Annotated in this window: 25 protein-coding genes and 2 riboswitches; of the genes, 15 read left to right on the top strand and 10 right to left on the bottom strand. The window is 53.6% G+C overall.

Going from position 1 to position 24316, the window contains the following annotated elements; genetic code table 11:
- Window positions 1-4 precede the first annotated feature (4 nt).
- The 8 genes from V7775_RS04495 (at window position 5) to V7775_RS04460 (ending at window position 8795) form a co-directional block, all read left to right on the top strand.
- A complete protein-coding gene (locus V7775_RS04495) occupies window positions 5-859 on the top strand; it encodes an NAD-dependent epimerase/dehydratase family protein (RefSeq protein ID WP_335750655.1) in 855 nt (284 codons plus the stop codon).
- Window positions 856-1473 (top strand): sugar transferase, encoded by a 618-nt coding sequence (locus V7775_RS04490; protein ID WP_335751059.1) that lies wholly within the window; start codon window positions 856-858, stop codon window positions 1471-1473. Before V7775_RS04495 ends, V7775_RS04490 begins: the two co-directional genes overlap by 4 nt.
- Window positions 1474-1642: 169 nt before the next feature.
- A complete protein-coding gene (locus V7775_RS04485; protein WP_335750654.1) occupies window positions 1643-3532 on the top strand; it encodes a polysaccharide biosynthesis protein in 1890 nt (629 codons plus the stop codon).
- 123 nt (window positions 3533-3655) lie between these two features.
- Window positions 3656-5821, top strand: coding sequence for a YjbH domain-containing protein (locus V7775_RS04480; RefSeq protein ID WP_335750653.1), 2166 nt, complete (start codon window positions 3656-3658; stop codon window positions 5819-5821).
- On the top strand, window positions 5818-6522 hold the full coding sequence (locus V7775_RS04475) for a YjbF family lipoprotein (protein WP_335750652.1): 705 nt from the start codon (window positions 5818-5820) through the stop codon (window positions 6520-6522). Before V7775_RS04480 ends, V7775_RS04475 begins: the two co-directional genes overlap by 4 nt.
- A 143-nt stretch (window positions 6523-6665) precedes the next feature.
- Window positions 6666-6908, top strand: coding sequence for a hypothetical protein (locus V7775_RS04470; RefSeq protein WP_335750651.1), 243 nt, complete (start codon window positions 6666-6668; stop codon window positions 6906-6908).
- Between the two features lie 107 nt (window positions 6909-7015).
- Window positions 7016-7882 (top strand): SDR family oxidoreductase, encoded by an 867-nt coding sequence (locus V7775_RS04465; RefSeq protein WP_335750650.1) that lies wholly within the window; start codon window positions 7016-7018, stop codon window positions 7880-7882.
- Between the two features lie 124 nt (window positions 7883-8006).
- Entirely contained in the window at window positions 8007-8795 is a 789-nt protein-coding gene (locus V7775_RS04460; protein WP_335750649.1) for an ion transporter, read from the top strand.
- Here the strand turns inward: V7775_RS04460 and dxs are convergent.
- From dxs to V7775_RS04435, 5 genes are all read right to left on the bottom strand, one after another.
- Window positions 8792-10720, bottom strand: a complete 1929-nt coding sequence (dxs, locus tag V7775_RS04455; RefSeq protein WP_335750648.1) for a 1-deoxy-D-xylulose-5-phosphate synthase — start codon at window positions 10718-10720, stop codon at window positions 8792-8794. The genes V7775_RS04460 and dxs overlap by 4 nt on opposite strands.
- A 14-nt stretch (window positions 10721-10734) precedes the next feature.
- Window positions 10735-11601 (bottom strand): polyprenyl synthetase family protein, encoded by an 867-nt coding sequence (locus V7775_RS04450; RefSeq protein WP_443070078.1) that lies wholly within the window; start codon window positions 11599-11601, stop codon window positions 10735-10737.
- A 2-nt stretch (window positions 11602-11603) separates the two neighbouring features.
- Window positions 11604-11846 (bottom strand): exodeoxyribonuclease VII small subunit, encoded by a 243-nt coding sequence (locus V7775_RS04445; RefSeq protein ID WP_335750647.1) that lies wholly within the window; start codon window positions 11844-11846, stop codon window positions 11604-11606.
- A gap of 126 nt (window positions 11847-11972) precedes the next feature.
- Window positions 11973-12674 carry a response regulator gene (locus tag V7775_RS04440; RefSeq protein ID WP_335750646.1) on the bottom strand — a complete coding sequence of 234 codons (702 nt, stop codon included), beginning with the start codon at window positions 12672-12674 and terminating at the stop codon, window positions 11973-11975.
- Window positions 12671-13180 carry a MarR family winged helix-turn-helix transcriptional regulator gene (locus V7775_RS04435; protein WP_335750645.1) on the bottom strand — a complete coding sequence of 170 codons (510 nt, stop codon included), beginning with the start codon at window positions 13178-13180 and terminating at the stop codon, window positions 12671-12673. The genes V7775_RS04440 and V7775_RS04435 overlap by 4 nt, the downstream gene beginning before the upstream one ends.
- Before the next feature lie 162 nt (window positions 13181-13342).
- Here V7775_RS04435 and V7775_RS04430 point away from each other — a divergent pair, with 162 nt between their 5' ends.
- On the top strand, window positions 13343-14212 hold the full coding sequence (locus V7775_RS04430; protein WP_335750644.1) for a branched-chain amino acid aminotransferase: 870 nt from the start codon (window positions 13343-13345) through the stop codon (window positions 14210-14212).
- An 88-nt stretch (window positions 14213-14300) separates the two neighbouring features.
- Here V7775_RS04430 and V7775_RS04425 read toward each other — a convergent pair whose 3' ends face one another.
- The 4 genes from V7775_RS04425 to aroC form a co-directional block, all read right to left on the bottom strand.
- Window positions 14301-15248 (bottom strand): cyclase family protein, encoded by a 948-nt coding sequence (locus V7775_RS04425; protein WP_335750643.1) that lies wholly within the window; start codon window positions 15246-15248, stop codon window positions 14301-14303.
- A gap of 122 nt (window positions 15249-15370) precedes the next feature.
- Window positions 15371-15964 (bottom strand): cob(I)yrinic acid a,c-diamide adenosyltransferase, encoded by a 594-nt coding sequence (gene cobO, locus V7775_RS04420; protein ID WP_335750642.1) that lies wholly within the window; start codon window positions 15962-15964, stop codon window positions 15371-15373.
- A 9-nt stretch (window positions 15965-15973) separates the two neighbouring features.
- On the bottom strand, window positions 15974-16948 hold the full coding sequence (locus V7775_RS04415; RefSeq protein WP_335750641.1) for a DMT family transporter: 975 nt from the start codon (window positions 16946-16948) through the stop codon (window positions 15974-15976).
- A 59-nt stretch (window positions 16949-17007) separates the two neighbouring features.
- The gene (aroC, locus tag V7775_RS04410) at window positions 17008-18111 is read right to left on the bottom strand and encodes a chorismate synthase (RefSeq protein WP_335750640.1); all 1104 of its coding nucleotides are present in this window, start codon (window positions 18109-18111) and stop codon (window positions 17008-17010) included.
- A 91-nt stretch (window positions 18112-18202) separates the two neighbouring features.
- Window positions 18203-18327: riboswitch (TPP riboswitch) on the top strand.
- Window positions 18328-18361: 34 nt separating this feature from the next.
- Here aroC and thiB point away from each other — a divergent pair.
- The 3 genes from thiB to V7775_RS04395 are packed head-to-tail and all read left to right on the top strand — an operon-like array spanning window position 18362 to window position 21550.
- Window positions 18362-19339, top strand: coding sequence for a thiamine ABC transporter substrate binding subunit (gene thiB, locus V7775_RS04405; RefSeq protein WP_335750639.1), 978 nt, complete (start codon window positions 18362-18364; stop codon window positions 19337-19339).
- Entirely contained in the window at window positions 19315-20871 is a 1557-nt protein-coding gene (locus tag V7775_RS04400; RefSeq protein WP_335750638.1) for a thiamine/thiamine pyrophosphate ABC transporter permease ThiP, read from the top strand. The genes thiB and V7775_RS04400 overlap by 25 nt, the downstream gene beginning before the upstream one ends.
- On the top strand, window positions 20858-21550 hold the full coding sequence (locus tag V7775_RS04395) for a thiamine ABC transporter ATP-binding protein (protein WP_335750637.1): 693 nt from the start codon (window positions 20858-20860) through the stop codon (window positions 21548-21550). The genes V7775_RS04400 and V7775_RS04395 overlap by 14 nt, the downstream gene beginning before the upstream one ends.
- Here the strand turns inward: V7775_RS04395 and V7775_RS04390 are convergent.
- Window positions 21547-21972, bottom strand: a complete 426-nt coding sequence (locus V7775_RS04390; RefSeq protein WP_335750636.1) for a 6,7-dimethyl-8-ribityllumazine synthase — start codon at window positions 21970-21972, stop codon at window positions 21547-21549. The two genes, V7775_RS04395 and V7775_RS04390, sit on opposite strands and share 4 nt — an antisense overlap.
- A gap of 79 nt (window positions 21973-22051) precedes the next feature.
- Window positions 22052-22208, bottom strand: a riboswitch (FMN riboswitch).
- 64 nt (window positions 22209-22272) lie between these two features.
- Between V7775_RS04390 and V7775_RS04385 the strand changes: the two genes are divergently transcribed.
- The 3 genes from V7775_RS04385 (at window position 22273) to petA (ending at window position 24314) form a co-directional block, all read left to right on the top strand.
- Window positions 22273-22896, top strand: coding sequence for an FMN-binding negative transcriptional regulator (locus V7775_RS04385; RefSeq protein ID WP_335750635.1), 624 nt, complete (start codon window positions 22273-22275; stop codon window positions 22894-22896).
- 67 nt (window positions 22897-22963) lie between these two features.
- Window positions 22964-23575, top strand: a complete 612-nt coding sequence (locus tag V7775_RS04380) for a glutathione S-transferase (protein WP_335750634.1) — start codon at window positions 22964-22966, stop codon at window positions 23573-23575.
- A gap of 181 nt (window positions 23576-23756) precedes the next feature.
- Window positions 23757-24314: a ubiquinol-cytochrome c reductase iron-sulfur subunit gene (gene petA / locus V7775_RS04375; RefSeq protein ID WP_335750633.1), complete on the top strand. Its 558-nt coding sequence runs from the start codon at window positions 23757-23759 to the stop codon at window positions 24312-24314.
- The last annotated feature ends 2 nt before the right edge of the window (window positions 24315-24316 follow it).

The following is a 24316-nucleotide window of genomic DNA, read 5'->3' as shown; positions in this document are numbered from 1 at the left end:
CGCCATGAGGTCAATCATTTCAACAAACGTCACAGACGATTCTCGGATGCTGTTGCTAGGTGCTAACGGGCGTTTGGGACGTATGTTGATGCGGCATTGGCCTATTCATGGCCAGATCAAAGGGCAGAGCAGGCATGAAATCGATGGTTTGTTACGCTTTGATCCACTTTCATCGCCAAATGACTTAATCGCAGCGTCTTTGGATGTTCAGGCGGTAATTTGCCTGTCTGGCATCACGCCGGCCCATGCCGCCGCTAGCGGGAATGCGATGAGTTTGAACAAAGATCTCGCTCTTGCGGTGATTGAAGCAGTGCCAGCCGCAACACGGGTGTTCGTTGCTTCATCTGCGGCGGTCTATGGTGCGGCAGATGGGCCACACTTTGAGAGTGCTGCGGTTAGTCCAATCAGCGAATATGGTCACGCCAAACTGGAGATGGAGCAAGCGGCCCTAGCGCAGGGTGGAGGAAGGGTCTGTGTCTTGCGGATCGGGAATGTTGCTGGTGCCGATGCTATTTTGGGTGGATGGCGGACAGGCATGGGGTTGGATGTGTTGCCAGACGGGCGCACCCCGCGCCGAAGCTATATCGGTCCGCAATCGCTTGCGAAGGTGATCCATGCTTTGTCGGTTGCTCCGACTGTACCAGACATTCTAAACATCGCGGCGCCGGGTGTCGTCGAGATGGGGGGGCTTTTGGATGCTGCAGATCTAGATTGGGCTGCCCGAACTCCAGATGCTAACGTCATTGAAGAGGTTGCGCTGGACACTAGTCGGCTCGAAGCGTTTTACCAGTTCGACCGAGATGAATGCACCCCGCAAGGGATGGTTGCGCAATGGAATATGAATGGGAAGCTTCGATGACATGGCGCAAGCGTATCTTTGATTTGTTTTTCGCCAGCTTGTTGGTGATAATCCTTGGCCCCATTATCATTTTCTTGGTGCTCTACATTTATCTAAAACAGGGCCGCCCGCTGTTCTATGTGGCTGAGCGGATGAAAACCCCGACCCAACCTTTTGGCCTGATCAAGTTTAGAACGATGACTGTCGTCAGCGATGATCAGGGTGTATCAGGGGCGCACAAAGCATCCCGCGTGACGCCTGTCGGCGCACGTTTGCGGTCCAAGAGATTGGATGAGTTTCCGCAGTTGTGGAATATATTGAAAGGCGATCTGTCCTTCGTGGGTCCACGGCCCCCGTTAAAGGAGTACGTTGATCGATTTCCAGGTATTTACGGTGAGGTGCTCAAATCTCGGCCTGGGGTAACGGGGCTGGCGACGATCCGCTTTCACAAACACGAAGAACGCCTGCTATCGCGCAGTACAACTGCGGAAGAAACCGACGACATCTATTGTCGCATCTGTGTGCCGCGAAAGGCGAAGCTGGACCTGATCTATCAACGGAAGCAAAGCACATGCTATGACTTTGATCTGGTCTTTCAAACGATCGGTAACCTTTTCAAGGGCTCAAAAGAGTGATGGCCGCGATCTAATTACGTCGGTTTATCATTTATTATGTGTTAGAGTGGATTTGGGTTAACGTACCCACAGGTTGTAGGTAACGCTTGCCGCCAACTAAACCGTTCTAAAGCTACACTTGGTCTTCCATTGAGTGATAGCGGCAAATATCTGTATTGTGGATCAGCTGATGTTAAATTTGATCAAGTCGCTCAATAAAGTGCAAAAGCGGCGGGTTATGCAGGCCTTGGATGCGGCGCTAGTGCCGCTTGCATTGATATTCGCGTTTGCTGCATCGGACCTGCCTAATGGCCTGTGGGCGAATATGGACAGCTATATGTTGCTGCTCCCCTACTTGATTTTGGCTGCCGCATGTATCGCTGCGTGGCTTGGTATCTGTGATATTCAGGTCAGCTCTTATGAGGCCGCATCGGTTGGTTTGACTGCAGTCCACGCGATTTTCTTGACGATAACGTCGATCACGATCTCGGATATTGCGGGGCTTGGGCTTCCTGTCGGCGTGCATATGGTTTTTGGCATGGTTTTCTTTTGCCTTGCTGTCGCCTGCCGGGCTGTCCTGTTGCAGTTGGTTCTGGCCGTTTACCGTTATTCAGCTAATCGCACCCGAGTATTGATTTACGGTGCAGGTACAACCGGTTCGCAGATGGTCTCGGCATTGCGTGGGCATGAAACAATTCAGCCCGTCGCGTTTGTGGATGATAGTAAGGGCTTGCATGGGATGCGCGTGCAGCGCCTTCCGGTTTATCCTGCGCTTAATATCGCGACCGTGGTGAAAGAGAAAAAAATTGATCGAGTGCTGTTGGCGGTGCCGTCTTTAAGCCGTCCCAAACAAGCGCAAATCGCGCGGCGGTTGGAGAAAATGGGTCTTGAGGTTCAAACGCTGCCATCGTTCTCGCAGTTGATTGGCGAAGAAGCGCTGGTGGATAAGCTAACACCAGTTTCCGCGAAACACTTTTTGGGCCGTGCCGAGGTTGATCATCCGTTGGCAGAAGCAGGCGTGAGTTATGAGGGCAAGGTTGTGCTGGTTACTGGGGCAGGTGGATCTATCGGATCCGAGCTTTGCCGTCAGGTGATCGATTGCAAGCCTTCTAAGTTAATCCTGTTCGAGCTGAGCGAGCTTTGCTTGTACAATATCGATATGGAACTGCGGAGCACGATCGAGCACGAAGGTCTCGAGATAGAATTGATTCCTGTGTTGGGCTCGATTACGGATAGCCGTCAGGTGCGTAAGTTGCTGGTCACGCATAGTGTTCAGGTTGTGCTGCACGCAGCCGCCTACAAACATGTACCGCTGGTCGAAGCCAACCCGTTAACGGGTTTGGTGAACAACGTGTTGGGGACACAGACCCTTGCTGAACAAGCCGCCAAAGCTGGTGTTGAACGGTTCATGTTGATCTCGTCGGACAAGGCAGTGCGCCCTACCAACGTAATGGGTGCGTCGAAACGTCTGGCAGAGTTGGTTGTGCGCGATATGGCCAAACGTGTTGGCAATAAATCAGGCACGGTTTTTTCCATGGTGCGCTTTGGGAATGTTCTAGGTTCTTCGGGGTCTGTTGTGCCGCTATTTCAGGATCAGTTGAGCAGGGGCGGCCCTTTGACTGTGACCGACAAGGGGGTTGAGCGGTATTTCATGACCGTTCAGGAGGCAGTGCGACTTGTGTTGCAGGCTTGCTCAATCAGCCGTGGGGCTGAGGTGTTTGTTTTGGATATGGGGCAACCTGTGCCAATTTTGCGTCTGGCCCGTCAGATGATTGAAAGCGCAGGCTATGAAGTACGTGACGCAGACAATCCGGATGGCGATATTGAAATTGAAATTACGGGCCTTCGTCCCGGTGAAAAGATGTCAGAAGAGCTGACGCTGTCTGATGACCTGTTGGGCACAACATATCCAAAAATCTTCATGACCCACGAAGAAGGCCTGTCCGAAATCGAGATTGCAACTGCTCTGCGCAGCCTGCGCGAAGCATTTATCGCGTGCGATGAGGACATGGCACGCGAAGTTGTGCGGCGTTGGGTTGAAGGGTTTCAGCCCAATGTTGCTAAGGTAGAAGTGTCGTAATCACGGGCGCATAATTGTCACGCAGTGATTCTATCGCGGTTGAAGCGATTCTGTTTTGTTTGCATAAGATAGATCGGGCGTGCATTAGTTTGCCCAAAGACAGTCCCGGGCAGAGAGCAGTAAATGATCCGACATCTTGCACACACCACTTTTGGCGCAGTACTTTTTGCCGCTACGGCATTGGTGCCAGCCTATGTTGCCGCACAGGATACAGACCGTGTTTTCAACACGCCTAACCGTCCTACCCTTAATTTTTATGGAACAACTGGGCTGATTGATATGCCCTCCGCCGAGATGTTGCCGGATGGTCAGGTTGCCATTGGTATTTCGACATTCGGCGCGTCCACGCGGACGACGCTCACGTTTCAGGCGCTGCCACGGGTTCAGGCCAGTTTCCGATATGCGGGAATTAAGGATGCAAACCTTTCCGGTTTCGACACGTACCGAGACCGCAGTTTCGACATCAGGTTTTTGCTCAATAAAGAAAGCCGTTTTTTCCCGGCTCTGACCGTTGGCTTGCAGGATTTTGCGGGTACTGGCATCTACGCGGGTGAATTCATTGCCGCGACCAAGAATTTTTCAGGTGCGCGTATTCCCGGCACGGTCAAGGCAACAGTCGGCCTTGGTTGGGGACGTCTTGGTAGCTCTGGAAGTATCGGTACGCCATTGGGAAGTGAACGCCCTGCGTTCCAATCCGGTGATACAGGTGGCGAACTATCAGTTGATCAATGGTTCCGCGGTGATGTCGCTCCCTTTGCTGGGATCGAATGGCAGATAAACGACAAATGGGGCGTTAAGGCCGAGTATAGCTCGGACGCATATGTCACTGAAACGAATGTTGATGTGATTGACCGCAAGTCACGGTTTAACTTTGGCGCTGAGTATCAGTTTTCTGAAGGCGTACGGCTAGGCGGTTATTACCTTTATGGTTCAGAAGTTGGCCTGAATCTTGAAATTCAGTTGAACCCTGATAGGCCCGTGTCCAAGCTGAGAATCCCGGCACCTCGCCCTTATTCAGTTCGGCCCAGCCGCCGTGCAGATCCGCAGGCTTATGATGACGATTGGATTGTAACGGATGCCGCCGCTTCGCGTGAAGTGCGCGACGCACTTATACCTCTGTTAGAAAAAGAAGGCCTGACGCTGATTGAAGTGAAGACAACAGCTTCGACAACCGAAGTGCGGTTTTCCAATGAACGTTATGGTGCAACAGCGGTTTCTGTAGGCCGCGTAGCACGGGCGATGGCGCGCCTATTGCCTGCATCAGTTGAGACATTCCGCATTGTGCCCGTTGTAAATGATCTGGCACAGTCTGTGATCGTATTCCGTCGCTCGGACTTGGAGGCCTTGGAGTTTTCACCGAACGCCCCTGATGCGCTGTTGGCTGTTACAGGATTTGGAAATGCGGATCCTGTGTTAGAAGGGAGCGCGCGGAACGAAGCGCTGTTCCCCGCAATCAATTGGTCAATTGGCCCCTACATAACACAGCGTTATTTTGATCCAAACGAACCGATCCGTTTGGATGCAGGTCTGTCACTGAATTTATCCTACAAGCCCGCACCTGGATGGAAGATAGCGGGCCAAGTACAGCACCGTTTAACCGGAAATGTCAGTGATATTTTCAGGCAGAACCAATCAAACCTTGAGCACGTGAGATCTGATGCTGTTGAGTACGATCAAGGCGGAGCAACGTCCATTCCGCAGCTATATGTAAGTCGTCAATGGAAAACCGCGCCTGATGTTTATACTCGGGTGTCTGCTGGCTATCTTGAACGCATGTTCGGTGGGGTTTCGGCCGAAGCGTTATGGAAACCCGTCGCGAGCAGGCTCGCGCTTGGAGCGGAAGTGAATTACGTAAAACAGCGTGCATTCGACGATATTCTCGGCTTCCAAGACTATAGCGTCGCGACTGGGCATGTGTCGGCCTACTATGAATTCAAACATGGACTGACTGGCCAGCTCGACGTGGGGCAGTATCTGGCTGGCGATGTCGGGGCGACGTTCACATTGGAACGTGAGTTTGCAAATGGCTGGCGTCTGGGCGGGTTCTTTACGCTTACAGATGCAACCGCAGAAGAATTTGGCGCGGGGTCCTTTGACAAAGGTATCATTCTAACGATTCCGGCAGATTGGCTGCTTGGGAAGCCGGACACGCGGGTTCGGTCAACAACAGTACGGCCCTTTAGCCGTGATGGCGGGGCACGTTTGAATGTGCCGGGTCGTCTTTATGAACAAGTCCGTAGTGGTCATCGCAAAGGGCTAGTCGGAAATTGGTCAGGAGTTTGGGAATGATTGAATTCGCATCGCGTACTATAGCTGCGGGTCTGATTGCGGCTCTGTTGGCGGGCTGTAGTTCTGATCAAACCAGTTCAGTGAACCTTACTAAGGTACTTGCGACAACTCTAGTTAGTGCGGTTAAGGCGCGTCGCTCTGATGCGCCTCAGCAGGTCAATGTTACGCCTGAAATGCATGCCAAAATCGTGATTCCTTTGCTTCAGGTGAATCCAGTGACATTGGGCGGGAGCGACTTTTTGCAACGCGTCGTTGCACGGCGTGATTCGCTTCCTGGGGCGGTTGAGGTCTGGAAATCGTCTGATAATGCGCAGATTTTTTTGAGAAATGGCGTTGTGATTGGGACACGTGGCATCGGAAGTGACATAATTGCTGCAGATGCAAACTACACGGTTAACGCATTAAAAACGGGCGTTAGCGGGAGTGGAATTCGCACATTTACTGTTTCCGATGGTGACGTGACGACCACAAAACGGCACTACCGTTGCGAAATAAGAAACCTAGGGTTGGAAAAAATTATCGTTGTAAACAAGGGGTTTGCAGTGACTCATTTCAGTGAATCCTGCAGTTCAACTATTGCGGGTGAGGCGGGTTTGCGCAACGAGTTTTGGGTGGAACGTGGTACTGGTGTGGTGCGTAAGTCCAACCAATGGATTGGTCCAGCAGTGGGGAACTTTGAAATGATCCTGCTTAAAAAATAGGCAACAACGCAACACTTGGCAGAAGCTCGCCAACAATGTAGTTCTAACCCCATAATACCGTTGAGAACTATTTTCCTTTCGGCTATTCATTTTTCAAACGGGTATGGCCCCGCACTGATCAACTTATAAACAGGATGACAATTATGTTGAAAACTATCTCATTCGCTACAATGCTAGCATTTGCCGCAACTTCTTCTTTCGCTGGCTCATTGGCCGCAACCGAAGATGATGATGACGTAATTGCATACGTTCCAACAGGCGGTTCCGGTATCGGTACGCCAGCAATCATCGGCGGCGTTCTCGCAGCCGTAGCAGTTGCTGCTTTGATTTCAAACAGTGACGACGACGATGACAGCTCCGTCGACGGTCACGGTTCAGCAGACTAAGATCTGTTCCTAGGTCTATAGTTGGGCGGCCCTTCCTAACGGAGGGGCCGCTTTTCGTTTGGGGTTCGGAAGATCCTATCTCCCCCCTGATATGACGAGGGCCCCGTATGGATAAGAGATTGCTATCATTCGGTCATGGTTTCAGCGCTCGCGCACTTGCAGCGCGTTTGATTCCAGAGGGCTGGCACATCATTGGCACAACCCGTAGCGAGAACAAGCTGGCCGAAATTGCTGAAACAGGGGTTGAGCCGCTGCTATGGCCTGGGTCCGATCCAACGGCACTTATCCAGGAGTTCCCTAATATCCTCATTTCTGCTGGTCCGGGCCCTGACGGCGATCCGTTGCTGGCGGAGCTGCATGACGCTTTTGCAACCGCAGCTTCAGATATGCGTTGGGTTGGTTACTTGTCGACAACTGGTGTCTACGGAGATCACCAAGGCGACTGGGTTGATGAGCAGACACCGCTTACGCCAAGTACGAAACGTGGTCAGGCGCGCGTGAAAGCTGAGGCGGCTTGGCAGAGTATTCCCGATATCCCTCTACACATCTTTCGCTTGGCTGGCATTTACGGGCCAGGTCGTGGGCCGTTTGCCAAGGTGCGCAACGGAACAGCGCGTCGTATCATTAAAGAAAATCAAGTTTTCAGCCGCATCCATGTGGAAGACATCGCACTTGCACTAGAGCTGTCTCTGGACGCGCCACATGCGGGGGCGGTCTATAATCTGTGTGATGATGATCCTGCTCCACCGCAAGATGTCATCGGGCACGCGGCTGAGTTATTGGGGCTGCCTGTCCCTGCTGCGATCCCAATCGAAGACGCGGATATGACATCGATGGCGCGCAGCTTTTATGCGGAAAGCAAACGTGTTCGGAACGATCATATCAAGCGCACGTTAGGCTGGAAGCCAATGTATCCTGATTACCGGAGTGGCCTTGCCGCGATGTTGGAACAAACTTTGCAAACCAAGGGCTAGTTCTATGCGTTTGAAGATGTTGCGATCCTGATTAACTGTAGGCGGTTTTTAAGTAACGCCTTTGCCTTGTTGTAGCAGGGTAGCCACGCCATATAACACGCAACCAGCGAACGACGGAGCCTTCATGAATTTCACCCAAAAGCTATCTGCCTACCTAGAGGCGGACCGTGTTCGCAATGCAATTTTGGTGGTGATCCTATTCAATGCAATAATCCTCGGGCTTGAAACCTCTAAGACCGTGATGGCGCAAGCGGGCGGATTGATCACACTCCTTGATCGCCTGTGCTTAGCTGTGTTCGTAACAGAGCTGGCTGCGAAATTGATTGCCTACCGCGGGCGGTTCTTTCGCGATGGATGGAACATCTTTGATTTCGTAATTGTGGGCATTTCGCTGGTTCCAGCCGCCCAAGGGTTCTCTGCACTTCGTGCATTGCGAATACTTCGGGTGCTGCGTGTTGTTTCTGTTGCCCCACGCTTGCGCCGGGTTGTTGAGGGATTTGTGACCGCACTGCCGGGTATGGCGTCGGTGTTCATTCTTATGGCACTCATTTTTTATATCGCTGCGGTGATGGCGACAAAGTTGTTTGGAACCTCGTTCGAGGAATGGTTCGGTACGCTTGGGCGTTCAGGATACTCCTTGTTCCAGATCATGACGCTGGAAAGTTGGTCGATGGGTATCGTCCGTCCTGTTATGGAGGTTTACCCCCATGCGTGGATGTTCTTTGTGCCGTTCATCTTGGTCACGACGTTTGCGGTTGTGAACCTATTGGTGGGTCTGATTGTGAATTCAATGCAAGATGCGCATCAGGAGGAATCGGTGGCGAGTACTGACGCCTACCGTGCAGAAGTATCCGAAAAACTGGCCGCACTTGAGGTCAAGTTGGACCAGTTGATCGCGTCAAAGAAAGACTAAGCGCTTTTTGCACCGATCTTGGCGATGCCAAGTGTGTCTAGAACCTTGGCTTCAATTTGTTCGGCATTCATACCCGCAACAGCGTACATGTCAGCCGGATTAGCCTGATCAATAAAGATATCGGGCAAAACCATTGAACGATATTTAAGGCCTGTATCGAATACACCTTCTTCTGCAAGCAGCTGTGCGACGTGGCTGCCAAAGCCCCCGATAGCACCTTCTTCGACGGTGATCAGCGCCTCGTGGTTATTCGCCAAGGACAAAATCATTTCGCGGTCTAGTGGTTTGGCAAAACGGGCGTCCACAATTGTTGGTGTGATGCCTTTTGCTCTCAGTGCTTCGGCGGCTTTCTCGACCTCTTCCAGACGGGTGCCAAAAGACAAGATCGCCACGCGGCTACCTTCGGAAATCATGCGGCCTTTGCCGATCTCTAAAGGCACACCGCGTTCTGGCATGTCTACGCCACGCCCTTCGCCGCGTGGGAATCTAAAGGCGATTGGACCGTCATCATAAGCGGCAGCGGTTGCGACCATGTGCTTCAGCTCGGCCTCATCAGCGGCGGCCATTACGACGAAACCGGGCAGGTTGGCCAGAAACGCGACGTCAAAGGAACCCGCGTGTGTTGCGCCATCCGCCCCAACCAGTCCTGCGCGATCAATCGCAAAGCGGACAGGCAAGCGTTGAATTGCCACATCATGCACAACCTGATCATAGCCACGCTGCAAGAATGTCGAATACATTGTGCAGAACGGTTTCATACCACCGGCAGCAAGGGCTGCTGAAAATGTCACGCCGTGCTGTTCGGCGATGCCCACATCAAAGCATCGCGAGGTGTAGCGTTCCATAAATAAGTTGAGGCCAGTACCATCAGGCATGGCAGCAGTGACTGCGCAAATCTTGTCGTCATCTGCGGCCTCTTGCAAAAGGCTGTCTGCGAAGACGTTTGTATAGCTTGGCGCGTTGCTGGGCGCTTTTTTCTGTTCACCGGTGATCACGTTGAACTTGGCTGTGGCATGGCCTTTGTCGCGTGCGGTTTCGGCAGGGCCGTACCCTTTACCCTTTTTGGTAAGTACGTGAATTAGGATTGGCCCCGTCGCGCGCGCCTTTACGGTGCGCAATACGGGTAGCAATTGGTTCATGTCGTGTCCGTCAATTGGTCCGACATAGCTGAAGCCAAGTTGTTCAAATAAAGTGCCACCGACCGCCATGCCTTTCAGTACCTCTTTGGCGCGTTTGGCCCCCTCCCTGAAGGGATAGGGCAGCAAACTCACCGCGCCTTTGGCTGCTGATTTGAGCTCTTGGAATGGCTCTTCCGCATAGAGTTGGCTCAGGTAGGACGACATAGCACCGACAGGTGGGGCAATGCTCATCTCATTGTCGTTAAGGATGACGATCATCCGCTTTTTCAAGTGGCCTGCGTTGTTCATGGCTTCATATGCCATTCCCGCAGACATTGACCCGTCCCCGATTACTGCAATTGCATCGCCAAGGCCCTCTGGCACCACGCCACCCAAATCGCGCGCGACAGCAAAGCCAAGTGCCGCAGAGATGGAAGTGGAGCTATGGGCCGCGCCAAACGGATCATAGGGGCTTTCTGAACGTTTAGTGAAACCGCTCAGGCCGTTCTCCATCCGTAACGTGCGGATGCGGTCACGCCGTTCGGTCAAAATTTTGTGCGGGTAACATTGGTGGCCAACGTCCCAAATGATCTTGTCGCGGGGGGTGTCAAAAACGGCATGAAGCGCGACGGTCAATTCAACCACGCCCAGACCAGCTCCCAAGTGCCCGCCTGTAACTGACACAGCCGAAACAGTTTCAACACGCACTTCGTCAGCAAGCTGCCTCAACTCACGGTCCGATAGGAATTTCATGTCCGCGGGGCGGTTGATCCGGTCTAGCAAGGGTGTATTTGGCGTATCGGTCATTTCGTCATTCCTGGCTAGCTTTTGCGAGCTACTACAAATAGTGCCGCTTCGCGCAGCGTTTCGGCATCATTGCCGTATTCGGATAACACATCACAGGCTGAGGTTACCAAAGACTGCGCGCGCGCTTTGGCACCATCAAGGCCTAGTAAGGACACAAATGTGGCTTTGCCTGCGCTGGCATCTTTACCTACCGCCTTGCCGACTGTTTCGGCATCGCCCTCGACATCCAGAATATCATCGGCAATCTGGAATGCGAGACCTAGATCACGGGCATATTGACTCAGTGCAGTTGGATCGGCTTGGGCCATGGTAGGGCCTGCTGTGGCAGACCATTCAATCAACGCGCCTGTCTTGCCAGCCTGCAGTGTTGTGATTTCCGGTAAGGTTAGTGGCACTTCCGCCGTTTCGGCGGCGATATCGCGTGCTTGACCGCCAACCATGCCGCGCACGCCAGAGGCCTGTGCCAGCGCGGTAATCAGCTTGATGCGGGCGGAGTCGGGGCAAATGGTTTGCGCGACCAACTCAAAGGCGAGTGTTTGTAGGGCATCTCCTACTAGGACTGCTGTAGACTCATTCCATTTGCAGTGCACGGTTGGTTGTCCGCGGCGCAAATCATCATCGTCCATACATGGTAGGTCATCGTGCACGAGGGAGTAGGCGTGCAATGCTTCAATCGCAGCGGCAGCCGGAGCGGCATCCATCTCATGCATCCCGTGTAATCGTGCGCTTTCCATCACCAGGAATGCGCGCAGGCCTTTGCCGCCTGTTGTCGCGTACAGCATTGCGTCACGGATTGGCCCCGTGGTTCCCTCCAAAGAGGTTGTGATCTGCGTTGCAGCCAGCTTGCCTGCATTTTGGAGCGCCGTTGCAAAAGGGGTCACTTTTACAGGCCTTCGACGGGCTTCAATCCAGCAGGGTTGCCGTCTGTGTCCAACGTAATGGCGGCAACTTTTTCTTCGGCTTCTTTCAATTTTGTCTCGCAACGTGCTTTCAGCAATGCACCGCGTTCGTACAAAGTAATGCTCTCATCCAGTGCAACGTCACCTCGTTCCAGCTTACCTAGAACGGTTTCCAATTCTGCCATTGCAGATTCAAAGCTCATCTCGTTGACGGGTGTGTCGGTCATAGAAAACTCTTTCAGTTCGTGTTGCTAGGACCATACTGATCCTGCCGCGTCATGACCAGCGGGTGCGCGGTTGTGAGCCACCTAAATTTGTAGATCGAAGCAGCGTCAAAAGGTTGAGTTTGTTTTTCAGTCAGGTGCAAGCATATATCCTGCGCCGCGTACGGTTTGCAGGTAGCGGGGTTGCTTTGGATCGGCCTCGATTTTGCGCCTTAGCCGTGTGATTTGAACATCCACCGCGCGTTCCTGTGCTTGTCCGCGATCACGACCCAAGTCTTCGACCAGTTTGGAGCGGCTCAATGCCTCCCCTGGCTTTGCTGAAAATATTTTCATGAGCTGAATTTCAGTTGCGGTAAGACGGACCAGCTCTTCACCCTGCCACATTTCTCCACGCTCCATATCGTAGCGGATTGGTCCAAGGTTCAGAACTTTGGGCGTAACGTCCTCAGGGACGGTTTCTGGCATCCTGCGTAAGATGGCATTGATCCGAAGCAACAGTTCTTTTGGTTCAAAAGGTTTGGCGAGGTAGTCGTCGGCGCCGGCTTCCAATCCTTCGATGCGATTGTCGGTTTCCCCTTTTGCGGTCAGCAATAGGATCGGTGTCGTCATCGTTTCGCGCAGAGATTTGGTTAGGCTTAGCCCGTCTTCGCCCGGCATCATCACATCAAGAATGATCATGTCAAACTCGAGCCCCGATAGAATGCGTCGAGCATGAGCCGCATCACGCGCGGCAGTCACCAAAAAGCCATGGCGCATCAGAAATTTCTGCAAGAGCGTGCGGATACGTTCATCATCGTCAACGATCAGGAGGTGTGCATCGGGAGTATTCATGATGTGCTATCCTTTAAGCGCGCGTAGCTGTTGCGCATTTCACTATCCATCATCGCTTCTAGAACGGTGCGGAAACCTGCGACGGCGTCAGGGCCTGCATCCCGAAAGGCGGCACGCATACGTGCGCGCTGGGCGTCCGATAATGTTTGTTCCAAATTGCGTCCTGCTAGCGTGAGGTTGAGGTGCCGTTCCCTCTTATCGGCCCGACCTATCTTACTTTCCACCAAACCATCGGCAATCAATGTACGCAATACACGGTTCAGAGACTGTTTTGTGACCCCGAGAATATTTAGAAGGTTGTTTACTGTGGTTCCGGGCGCGCGGCCGATAAAGTGGATAGCGCGGTGGTGCGCTCTACCATAAGCCATGTCAGCCAGAATACGGTCAGGATCAGCGGTAAAGCCCCGGTAGGCAAAAAACATCGCCTCGATTCCCTGCTTGAGTTGTTCGTCAGTGAGAAACAGCAATGCTTCACCGCTGGTGGGGCTGGATGTTCGCCTGTCCATTGTTCGCCTCCTGGGGCATTTCTGGAGGTGAGTTTAAGTCAGTGTTGTTGACATTCCAACCACGAAAGGCTACGCACCGCAAGGTTTTGCGTAATTATGTGTCGAAATATACGAGCTACACGCAATATTTGAAATAGACGTTGGATTCGAAAGGGAAATGCAATGACTGGTGGATATGATGATCGCGATGGTTACATCTGGATGGATGGGAAGATGATCCCATGGCGGGACGCCAACGTGCATGTCCTGACGCATGCCATGCATTACGCTTCCTCGGTATTTGAGGGCGAGCGTGCGTACAACGGTAAGATTTTTAAGAGCCGCGAACACTCTGAACGCCTAAAACGCTCTGCGCAAATGGTCGACTTTGAAGTACCGTATTCTGTCGATGAACTGGAAGCCGCCAAGGCAGAAGTGCTCAAGGCATCGGGTTTGCAGGATGCTTACGTGCGTGCAGTCGCATGGCGCGGTGCGGGCGAAGACATGGGTGTCGCCTCAGCGCGCAACCCTGTGCGTGTCGCGATCGCCGCATGGGAGTGGGGCGCCTATTACGGTGACGCAAAGATGAAGGGGGCCAAGCTCGACATCTCGAAATGGAAGCGGCCCAGCCCAGAGACGATCCCAAGCCATGCAAAGGCAGCGGGCCTCTATATGATTTGCACAATGTCCAAGCACGCGGCAGAGGCAAAAGGGTGCTCGGATGCGATGATGTATGACTATCGCGGCTATGTCGCTGAAGCGACGGGCGCGAACATCTTCTTTGTGAAGGATGGCGAAGTGCATACGCCAGATCCTGATTGTTTCCTGAATGGAATTACCCGTCAGACTGTGATCGGGATGCTCAAAGATCGTGGAATTACTGTGCACGAGCGTCACATCATGCCGGAAGAGCTTGGGAGTTTTGAGCAATGTTGGCTCACTGGTACAGCCGCAGAAGTTACTCCGGTTGGCCAAATTGGAGAGCATACTTTTGAAGTGGGCAAGTTGACGCGTGAGATCGCTGAAAGCTATGAAAAGCTAGTCCGGGAATAATTCGATACCTTAGACGTAGCCGCCAGCCGGAGCAAAGCTCCGGCTGGCGGCGTGGCGGGGCCGAAGGCCCCGCCACGCCGTATCTGATTTAGTATAGTGCGACAGGGTTGATCATGGCCTGAACCGTGCCAATGATCCGCGGCTGACCCAGCACAAACATGAATTCGTTCACACCTTCACGTAGTAGCGGCCCAACATTCATTGTCTCGAGAATGTAGATGCCGTTTTCCTTGAGTAATGTTACGTGGCCGTAGAATATCTTGTCACCTTCAGGTGCAGGGATAGGCTCCACGCCCCAAGTATCGGCACCAACGGCCATCGGGTTGAGCGATGCAACGTATACAGCGCCTTCATTGTTTAGGCCTGGCTCGGTGCTGCCCCATGCAGTCGGGTCACTTTCCAGCATTCCTTCGGTCCAACCTGTGTGGAACAGGATGATATCACCTTCACCCATGGTTACACCCTGCGCTTCGGCAGCTGCTTTTATTTCGACCGAGCCAAAATGTTGACCCGCCGCCATAACTTCAACACCTGCATGCGCGGCCATATCAAGGATCACTGCGCGCCCAACGAGGGGTGGTACATCGTGTGTGCCCAGCTTTGTCAGGCCAGTGATCGCGCTGATTTCTTTTTCATCAAGGCAGTTGTAGTAGTGTCCGCCCTCACCAAGGTGACCCAATCCATCTAGCTGTGAGCCGATACCGATCCACGTTTGAAGGATGTCGTCGTTGTAGTTCCCTTCATATCCGAAACCGGACAGCTTTTGACCACCTTGCTGGTTGGGCTGTACAATTTGTAAGCTGAGTGAGCGCGGCGGGAATGCAGGAGTGTTCGGCCCAATCGCAATGCCAAGTGGCATGGATTTGCCTTGCTTGATCAGTTGGGCAGCCTTCAGCGTCAGCTCTGGTGAAATCAAGTTGGCCGAACCAATGGTGTCATCTGGACCCCACTGGCTGGTCGAGGTGCACTCGGCCCAGGCAGCACCCGCGCCAAGGCTAAGACCAAGGCAAAGTGCCGTAATTTTCTTCAAAGTCATATCAATCCTCCACTATTGGACAGGCGAGTCCTCTAGCGGGACGATTCGTCCTGTTTGAAGTTTCACGCTAGCACGAGGTCTTGTGCCTCAGAGGGTTTTCGAAAGTGACGTTACGACGCTTTTTAGAAATCTACGCCGCGCTGGGCTTTGATACCTGCTTTGAACGGGTGCTTTACTTCGGTCATTTCAGTGACCAAATCGGCGTATTCGCACAGCTCCGGTTTTGCATCGCGACCTGTCAAAATCACGCCAGTACGGCTGTCTCGCGCGTCCAAACCAGCGATGACATCTTGCACGGAAATGTAATCATAGCGCATCGCGATGTTGATTTCGTCCATGATGATGAGGTCGTATTTGCCGCTTTCCATCATCTCACGGCCTTTGGCAAACGCAGCCTGCGCGGCAGCGATATCGCGCTCCTTATCTTGGGTGTCCCACGTGAAACCTTCGCCCATGGTGTGCCATGTGACATCACCCAAACGTTCAAAGAACAGGCGCTCACCTGTCTTCCACTTGCCTTTGATGAACTGGACAACGCCTACCTTTTGCTTCCAGCCCAGTGCGCGTACGACGACACCAAAAGCAGAGGATGACTTTCCTTTGCCTGCGCCCGTATGCACCAGCACCAACCCTTTTTCAGGATCTTTCAGCTCAGAGACGCGCTTGCGTTGCTCTGTCTGACGTTCCTGCATTTTCTTTTTATGATCGTCTGACATGTTAATCTCCTAATTTGGTGTGCCGGAGGGCGCAATGCTGGGCTTTGATTTGCTTCGATCCAAACCCAATTGCCGTTCGCGCCATATGATCAACACACCGCCAGCAATGACAAGGGCTGCACCGATCAAAATCGTCGCAGTTGGTATTTCGTTGAATGCAAGCCAGCCAATGAGCATTGCAAAGATCATCGAAGAATAATCAAAGGGTGCCAACATGGATGCAGTTCCAAACCGATATGATGACGTCACCATAATTTGTGCAATCCCCCCAATGAGACCTGCGCAGATGATCAGCGCAAATACGCTGAAATGGGGCGCGGTCCACGCGAGAGCGGGGATAGGAAACACCCACCCCAGTGGCAGGCTAAGAAGGGAAACAAGCGTCGCAGTGAGTGAGAAGTAAAACACAATTGCTGACGTACTATCCGTTTGAACAAGGCGACGGACGTGAATTTGAACCAGCGCCCGTAAAATCGCCGCAGTAAGGATCATCAATGCGCCAATTGTCGCGGTGTCAGTGTAGCTTTGATTTAGCGACAAGCGGGGGGCAATTACGATCATGACGCCGACGAGGCCAAGCGCGACCGCTGATAGACGAAACAAGCGTATCCGTTCACCCAAGAAAAACGCGGCGAAGATCACAGTAAACATCGGCGTTGCGTAGCCAATCGCGGTGACCTCAGGCAGAGGAAGCAAAGCGAGACCTCCAAAGGTCAACGCCATTGCGGATGTGCCAATCAGCCCGCGCCAGACATGACCTAAAACGTTATTTGCTTTAAATCCATCGTGCAGATGACCCTGCTGCCAAAGCCACGCAACTATGATTGGCATGGCAAACAAGGATCGAAAAAACACAGCTTGCCCAGCGGGTACGTCATCCGAGGCAGCCTTAATCAACGCCGCCATAATCATAAACAAGAATATTGCAGCCGTTTTGAGGGCAATTGCACGGCCGGGATTATTCTGGGTCAGGGGTTTGGACATGCCGATTTAATGCGCCTCGGTTTTGGAAAGTGCAAGGCGCACATAAAAAGATTCCGGTGTTATCCGATGGTTCCCCGGTTTGCGCCAATTTGCCCGCGATGTAGTAGCAAGTGATCTAAAATCACGCAAGCCACCATCGCCTCACCCACAGGCACGGCGCGGATGCCGACGCATGGATCATGGCGCCCCTTGGTGATGATTTCGGTTTCTTCACCCGTCTTTGTGATGGTTTTGCGTGTGGTGAGAATAGAGGAAGTCGGCTTGACCGCGAAGCGTACTACAATGTCTTGGCCTGTGCTAATCCCACCCAAAATGCCACCTGAGTGGTTTGACGAATACGACGGTTTGCCGTCATTTCCCATAAATATCTCATCTGCATTCAGCTCACCCGTCAGCATCGCGGCTGACATACCTTCGCCAATCTCAACGCCCTTCACGGCATTGATGCTCATCATTGCGGCAGCAAGATCGGTGTCGAGCTTGCCATAGACCGGCGCGCCGATGCCCGCAGGAACGCCGCGTGCAGTGACTTCGATGATGGCACCAACGGATGAGCCGGACTTGCGCAAGCCATCAAGGTATTCAGCCCATTCAGTTGCCGCGTTTGCGTCAGGCACCCAGAATGGGTTTTGTTCGATCTGGCCCCAGTCAAAGGCACTGCGATCAATTTGATTTGGACCCATCTGGACCATGTAACCAGTGATCTGAATATCCGGCGCAATTGCTTTTATCGCTTCGCGGGCTAATCCGCCTGCTGCCACACGGGATGCTGTTTCACGTGCAGACGAACGACCACCACCGCGATAATCGCGAATGCCGTATTTTTGGAAATACGTGATGTCAGCATGACCGGGGCGGAATTTCTCTTTGATGTCGCCGTAGTCTTTTGAGCGCTGATCTGTGTTCTCGATCATCAGTTGGATCGGCGTACCAGTTGTCACACCTTCAAACGTGCCGGATAAAATCTTCACTTCGTCGGCTTCGCGCCGCTGCGTGGTGTACTTATTTTGACCGGGCTTACGTTTATCGAGCCAGTGTTGAATCATCTCGGGTGTAATTTCTACGCCCGGAGGGCAACCATCGACGGTAGCACCCAATGCAGGCCCGTGGCTTTCGCCCCAAGTGGTCACGCGGAAAAGATGGCCAAAACTGTTGATCGACATGTGGGTGCTCCTTTGTCCTCTGCATTAACGGGGCAGGCCCTGCGCCTCAAGGGTTTTTGGCTTGCCAAACGCGCATCGGCCTCCTACGTCTATTTTCACCTCGGGGGGCTGTGCGTTTTTGGATTTCTGAAAACGCTAAGCTGAGATGCGAATGATCGCGGACCCGTTGAACCTGAACCGGTTAACACCGGCGGAGGGAAGGTCTGGACAATACTCCAACGCTTTCTGACGCCGCAATTTGGAGGATGCTATGAAGTATCTCACGTTTGCAGCTGCAACACTGGCCGCCACAGCGGCCATGGCGGAAACGCCAGAACTCACCGTTTATACCTACGACAGCTTTGTTTCTGACTGGGGCCCAGGCCCCGCGATTGAGAAAGCGTTTGAAGAAACATGTGCTTGTGATCTCAAATTGGTTGGCCTGGGGGATGGTGCAGCGTTGCTGGCACGCTTGAAACTTGAAGGCGTGCGTTCTGATGCAGATGTAGTGATGGGCCTTGATACGTCGTTGATCGCAGCAGCCAAAGAAACGGGCCTGTTCGCTGAAACAGCCGTCAGCGCAGATTACGCGTTGCCGATCGAATGGACTGATCCCGTGTTTGCGGCCTACGATTGGGGCTATTTCGCGTTTGTGCACAACAAGGACCTAGTTGCGCCTACAAACTTTAAGTCGCTGGGGGAGAGCGATCTAAAGATCGTGATCCAGGATCCGCGTTCTTCAACTCCCGGTTTGGGCTTGCTGATGTGGGTCAAGGCGGCTTACGGCGACGAAGCGCCTGCCATTTGGGACGCTTTGGCCGATAACGTGGTTACAGTGACCAAAGGTTGGTCCGAAGCGTACGGCCTGTTCCTAGAGGGCGAAGCCGACATGGTGCTGAGCTATACCACTTCACCAGCCTATCACCTGATTGCAGAAGAAGACGACAGCAAGGCAGCGGTAGAGTTTGAAGAAGGTCACTACATGCAGATCGAGGTTGTGGGTAAACTGGCAGGCACCGATCAACCTGAGTTGGCGGACAAGTTCCTTAACTTTATGGTTTCAGACGCGGCGCAATCTATTTTGCCAACAACAAATTGGATGTATCCAGCGGTAACTCCTGCTGCGGGTTTACCTGCAGGGTTTGAAACGCTGACAACTCCGGCAAAGGCACTGCTCATACCAGCCGCAGATGTTCCTGCAATTCGCGATGAAGCATTGGCCGAATGGCTCAAAGCGCTTTCCCAATAAGCCCAAAAACAGGGATCAGCGCGGCGCTTTTGGTGCTCGCGCTGATCGCTATCGCGCTGGGCGCGGTTTTGAGCCGTGCAGAAGCTGGCGCAGGATTGGGCGCGGGCGACTGGGCTGCAATCCGGTTCACGGTTCTGCAGGCCCTCGCGTCATCGGTCATCTCTGTCTTTCTAGCAATTCCAGTTGCGCGCGCGTTAGCGCGGCGGCGGTTTGTCGGGCGGGCGGCGTTGGTGACGCTATTGGGCGCGCCCTTTATCTTACCTGTGATTGTCGCGGTGTTGGGGTTGTTGACCGTATTTGGCCGCAGTGGTTGGGCGAACGCTTTGCTTGATTTCTTTGGCCTTCCCAGCGTGTCTATCTATGGATTTCACGGTGTGGTGCTGGCGCATGTGTTCTTTAACCTGCCACTGGCCACGCGCCTTTTGTTGCAGGGTTGGCAGAATATTCCTGCAGAGCGGTTCCGCCTTGTTGCGCAGCTGCGGCTAACGCCGCGTGCGATGTTCAGTGCGGTTGAGATGCCGATGCTGAAACAAATTGTGCCGGGTGCACTGGCGCTGGTGTTTGTGATTTGCCTGACCAGTTTTGCGGTTGCTCTGACATTGGGTGGTGGCCCAAAGGCCACGACAATCGAGCTGGCAATTTATCAGGCGTTCCGGTTTGATTTTGATCTGGGCCGCGCGGCGTTGCTGTCTGTGTTGCAACTGATTTTGGCGGGTAGTATGGCGGTTTTGGCATTGCGACTGGTGCCAGCAATTGCGGTGGATGGTGGTTTGGATCGCGTGATGCCTCGCTGGGATGCGCGTGCCGGTCTGCAACGCGTTGCAGACGCAGTTGTCATTGCGCTGGCGGCGCTGTTTTTACTGGTCCCGTTAACGGCTGTGGTTTTACGGGGAGTGATGGGCCTGCCTTCGATGCCATCGTCGGTTTATCAGGCCGCGTGGGTTTCGATTGGTGTCGCAGGGATGAGCATCCTTTTGCTGCTTGTGCTGGCGTTACCTATGGCGGGCTGGGTCGCTGGCCGCAAAAAGGGCGGCGTAGAAGCGGTTGGGTTGTTGGGTCTATCTGCATCTCCGCTGATGATCGGGACAGGCTGGTTCATCGTGATTAACCCCTACGCCGATCCGTTCGATTTTGCCTTGCCTGTAACTGTGCTGGTGAACGCGATGATGGCGCTGCCGTTTGCCCTGCGCATTCTTGTGCCGCCTCTGCGTGATACCGTCCAACAATACGGCAGACTTAGTGCGATGCTGGGCGTCACCGGATGGCGTTTGTGGCGGGTGTTGTTGATCCCGCGACTGCGCGCACAGATCGGGTTTGCTGCGGGGCTGACTGGGGCCTTATCTATGGGTGATCTGGGCGTCATTGCATTATTCGCTGACCCTGATCGCGTGACATTGCCGTTGCAGATGGTACGTCTGATGGGCGCATATCGCATGGACGCGGCGGCGGGTGCCGCGCTTGTATTACTTGCGCTTAGCCTTGGGATTTTCTGGATCTGTGACAAAGGGGGGCGTTGGGGTGCTGAAGCTTGAAAATGTGTTGATCGTGCAAGATGATTTCCAAATGCAGGCTGATTTCACCCTAGAGGCCTCGCGCAAATACGCGGTGATTGGCCCGTCGGGTGCGGGTAAATCAACCTTGCTTGGTGCGATATGCGGCTTTGTGCCTTTGGCGTCAGGTAGAATGCTGTGGGAAGGTAAAGATATCACTGATGTCTCTCCGGCTGAGCGGCCCATGACGATGCTGTTCCAAGATAACAACCTGTTCCCACACCTGAGCGTGTTGCAGAATGTGGGGCTGGGGATACGTCCTGATCTTGGGATGAGCGCAGCAGACCATCTGCGGATCAACGAGGCGCTTGAGCGCGTTGATCTATCCGATTTTGCGCGCGCCAAACCGGGGAGCCTGTCTGGTGGGCAACAAAGTCGCGTTGCACTGGCAAGGGTGCTGGTGCAGGCGCGTCCGCTGGTGCTGCTGGATGAGCCGTTTGCCGCGTTAGGGCCTGCGCTGCGCAACGAGATGTTGGATTTGGTGCAGGATACTGTTGCGCAAACAGGTGCAGCGCTGGTGATGGTTACCCATGCACCAGACGATGTGAGGCGCATTGCAGATGATGTGATTTTTGTTGAAGGCGGTCGCGCGCAAGCGCCGCGTCCGGCAAGGGCATTAATGGATGATCCCCCGCCGGAACTCCGTGCGTATCTTGGCTAGGCGCCCGCAACTAGTGAAAGTGCTGCGCGTGCGGCTTCACGACCTTTGTCGATAAAATGCGCGCGGTAGATTGTGTTGTGGTGATCCGTCTCTTGGTACTGATGCGGCGTCAATGAAACCGACAGAACAGGCACGCCTGTATCAAGGCCAACACGCATCAATCCATCCACCACGGCACCAGCGACAAAATCATGGCGGTAGATGCCTCCATCCACAACAAAGGCGGCACAAATGACGGCGTCATATTTGCCTGTCTTGGCCAGCTGTTGGGCTTTTAGGGGCATTTCGAATGCGCCGGGGACATCAAACACATCCGTTTGATGGGCGGCGGTTAGCTCGGTGAAGCCGTCATAGGCACGGTCAACAATATCAGCATGCCATTGTGCTTTGACAAAGGCGAAGCGGGCGGGGGTGTCAGTCATGGTAATCTCCTTTAGGTTCGACACGTCCACCCAAGGCGATCACAGACCAGTGGCCGCACCCGTAGGTGACGCCAAAAACCTGCATTCTCTTCCATCCGGACTATGACCGTCGGCTCCGGCATCTCACCGGATCTGCTGACCAAGCGTGCCCATAAGGACACACATTGCGCTCGCGGGCTCGAAGGTCAGGCCTCCATACCGCCGGTGGGGAGTTTCGCCCCGCCCTGAGAATAGTCCTAGATTGCCAACCATAGCCGACCTCTGCAATAGCTTATTGCATCACAAGTGTAGGAGAACGCTATGCACCCCAATCCGGTTTTTCACGATGCAGACACCGCGCGTAACATTGCGTTTGCCCGCGCACGTGCTTTTGGCGTGCTTGCGATTAACGCAGAGAATGGCCCACTCCTTAGCCATATCCCGTTCCTGCTGAATGAAGATGCGTCTTGTGCCGATTTACATTTAGTCCGCTCAAACCCCATCGCACGCATGGGCGAGGGGCCGCAGACAGCAAAGATTATCGTGTCTGGGCCGGATAGTTATGTTTCACCTGATTGGTACGGTGTGATCGATCAGGTGCCAACGTGGAACTATGTTGCTGTGCATCTGACGGGCACGCTGGAGCGATTGCCGCAGGAGGTGATGCACGACATGCTCGATCGTCAATCTGCTGCGTATGAGCAACAGTTATTGCCCAAGACGCCGTGGGTCACGGGCAAGATGACACCAGAGGTGTTGGAAAAGATGATGCGAATGATTGTGCCGTTTAGATTTACCGTGACGGGGGTGGATGGCACATGGAAGCTGGGCCAAAATAAACCAGAGCAAGTGCGCCTGAACGCAGCAAATGAAATGGCAACGCATGGCATCGGCAGTGAGCCAGACCTTATTGCGGCGATGATGCGGGATCTCGATCATACTTAATGTGTGGTTGCAAAGCAGGATGCTGGCGTAAAGAGTGTGAGTAAATGCACATCCAAGGAAGTTCCCCATGAAGCTCTATTACGCACCCACATCACCTTATGTGAGAAAAGTCATGATCCTGCTCGAAGAGACTGGGCAGCTTGGCGATGTTGAACTGATAAATGTGGCGACAACGCCTGTGGCAGCTAGTCCTGAATTGTTGGCGAAAAACCCGCTTGCAAAAGTTCCTGCACTTGAGCGGCCTGATGGTCCGACCTTGTATGATAGCCGCGTCATCACTGCCTATCTGGATGCGCGCGCGGGGGATAAATTGTATCCAACCGGGCCGCGCCGCTGGGACACGCTGACATTGGAAGCAACTGCAGATGGGATTCTGGATGCAGCCCTGCTGATGACCTACGAGGCGCGCCTGCGTCCCGAAGACAAGCGGATGCCCGAATGGGTAGAAGGACAGTGGGACAAGATTGTGCGCAGTGTAGCCGCACTCAACACGCGCTGGATGAGCCATCTGCAAGGGCCGTTGGACATGGGGCAGGTTTCCGTAGCTTGCGCGCTTGCGTATGTTGATTTCCGGCATGATGCGCGCGGTTGGAGGCAGGGAAATGACGGCCTGTCTGCATGGTTCAAAGAGTTCGAATCGCGCGACTGGATGCAATCAACTGTGCCGCCAGCCGCGTAAAACGGGCCAAAGTGGATCAAATCACAGGTGATTTTTTCAAACTGCGACCCTTTGCGCGTCTAAACCATCTGGACGAGTGGCGTACTGCAAGTTAGATACCGCAGCAATATCCGGCGCCTTTAGATAAGTGCGTCTTAATACCTGTTGGCCATATATTGGCCCAAAATACGGAGATACCAACGTGTCACATGCTGATGATACCGAAGGCAACCGGAGGGATTTCCTCTATTACGCCACCGCAGGCACAGGCGCTGTAGCTGTAGGCGCCGCTGTTTGGCCGCTGGTCAACCAGATGAACCCATCTGCTGACGTGCGTGCCCTGTCGTCTATCCGTGTTGACGTAAGCGGTGTTGAGCCAGGTACGCAATTGACCGTGAAATGGTTGGGTAAACCCGTATTTATCCGTCGCCGGACAGAAGATGACATTGAAAAAGGTCGCGCTGTTGAATTGGCTGACCTGCCTGATCCGATTGCTCAGAACGAGAACATGGGTGAAGCGCCGGCGCTTGATCAGAACCGTACGTTGGATGAAGCTGGCGAATGGTTGGTCATGATGGGTGTGTGTACGCACCTTGGTTGTGTGCCTTTGGGCGATGCTGGTGACTTTGATGGCTGGTTCTGCCCGTGCCACGGTTCACACTATGACACTGCGGGCCGTATCCGCAAAGGCCCCGCGCCGACGAACCTGCCCATCCCGGTGGCAGAGTTCCTCGACGAAGCCACATTGAAACTCGGTTAAAG

Origin of the sequence: Sulfitobacter sp., from assembly GCF_036960155.1 — a bacterium.
GTDB lineage: Bacteria > Pseudomonadota > Alphaproteobacteria > Rhodobacterales > Rhodobacteraceae > Sulfitobacter.
The sequence above is the reverse complement of the archived record's forward strand: the minus strand, read 5'-3'. Positions and strand labels throughout refer to the sequence as shown.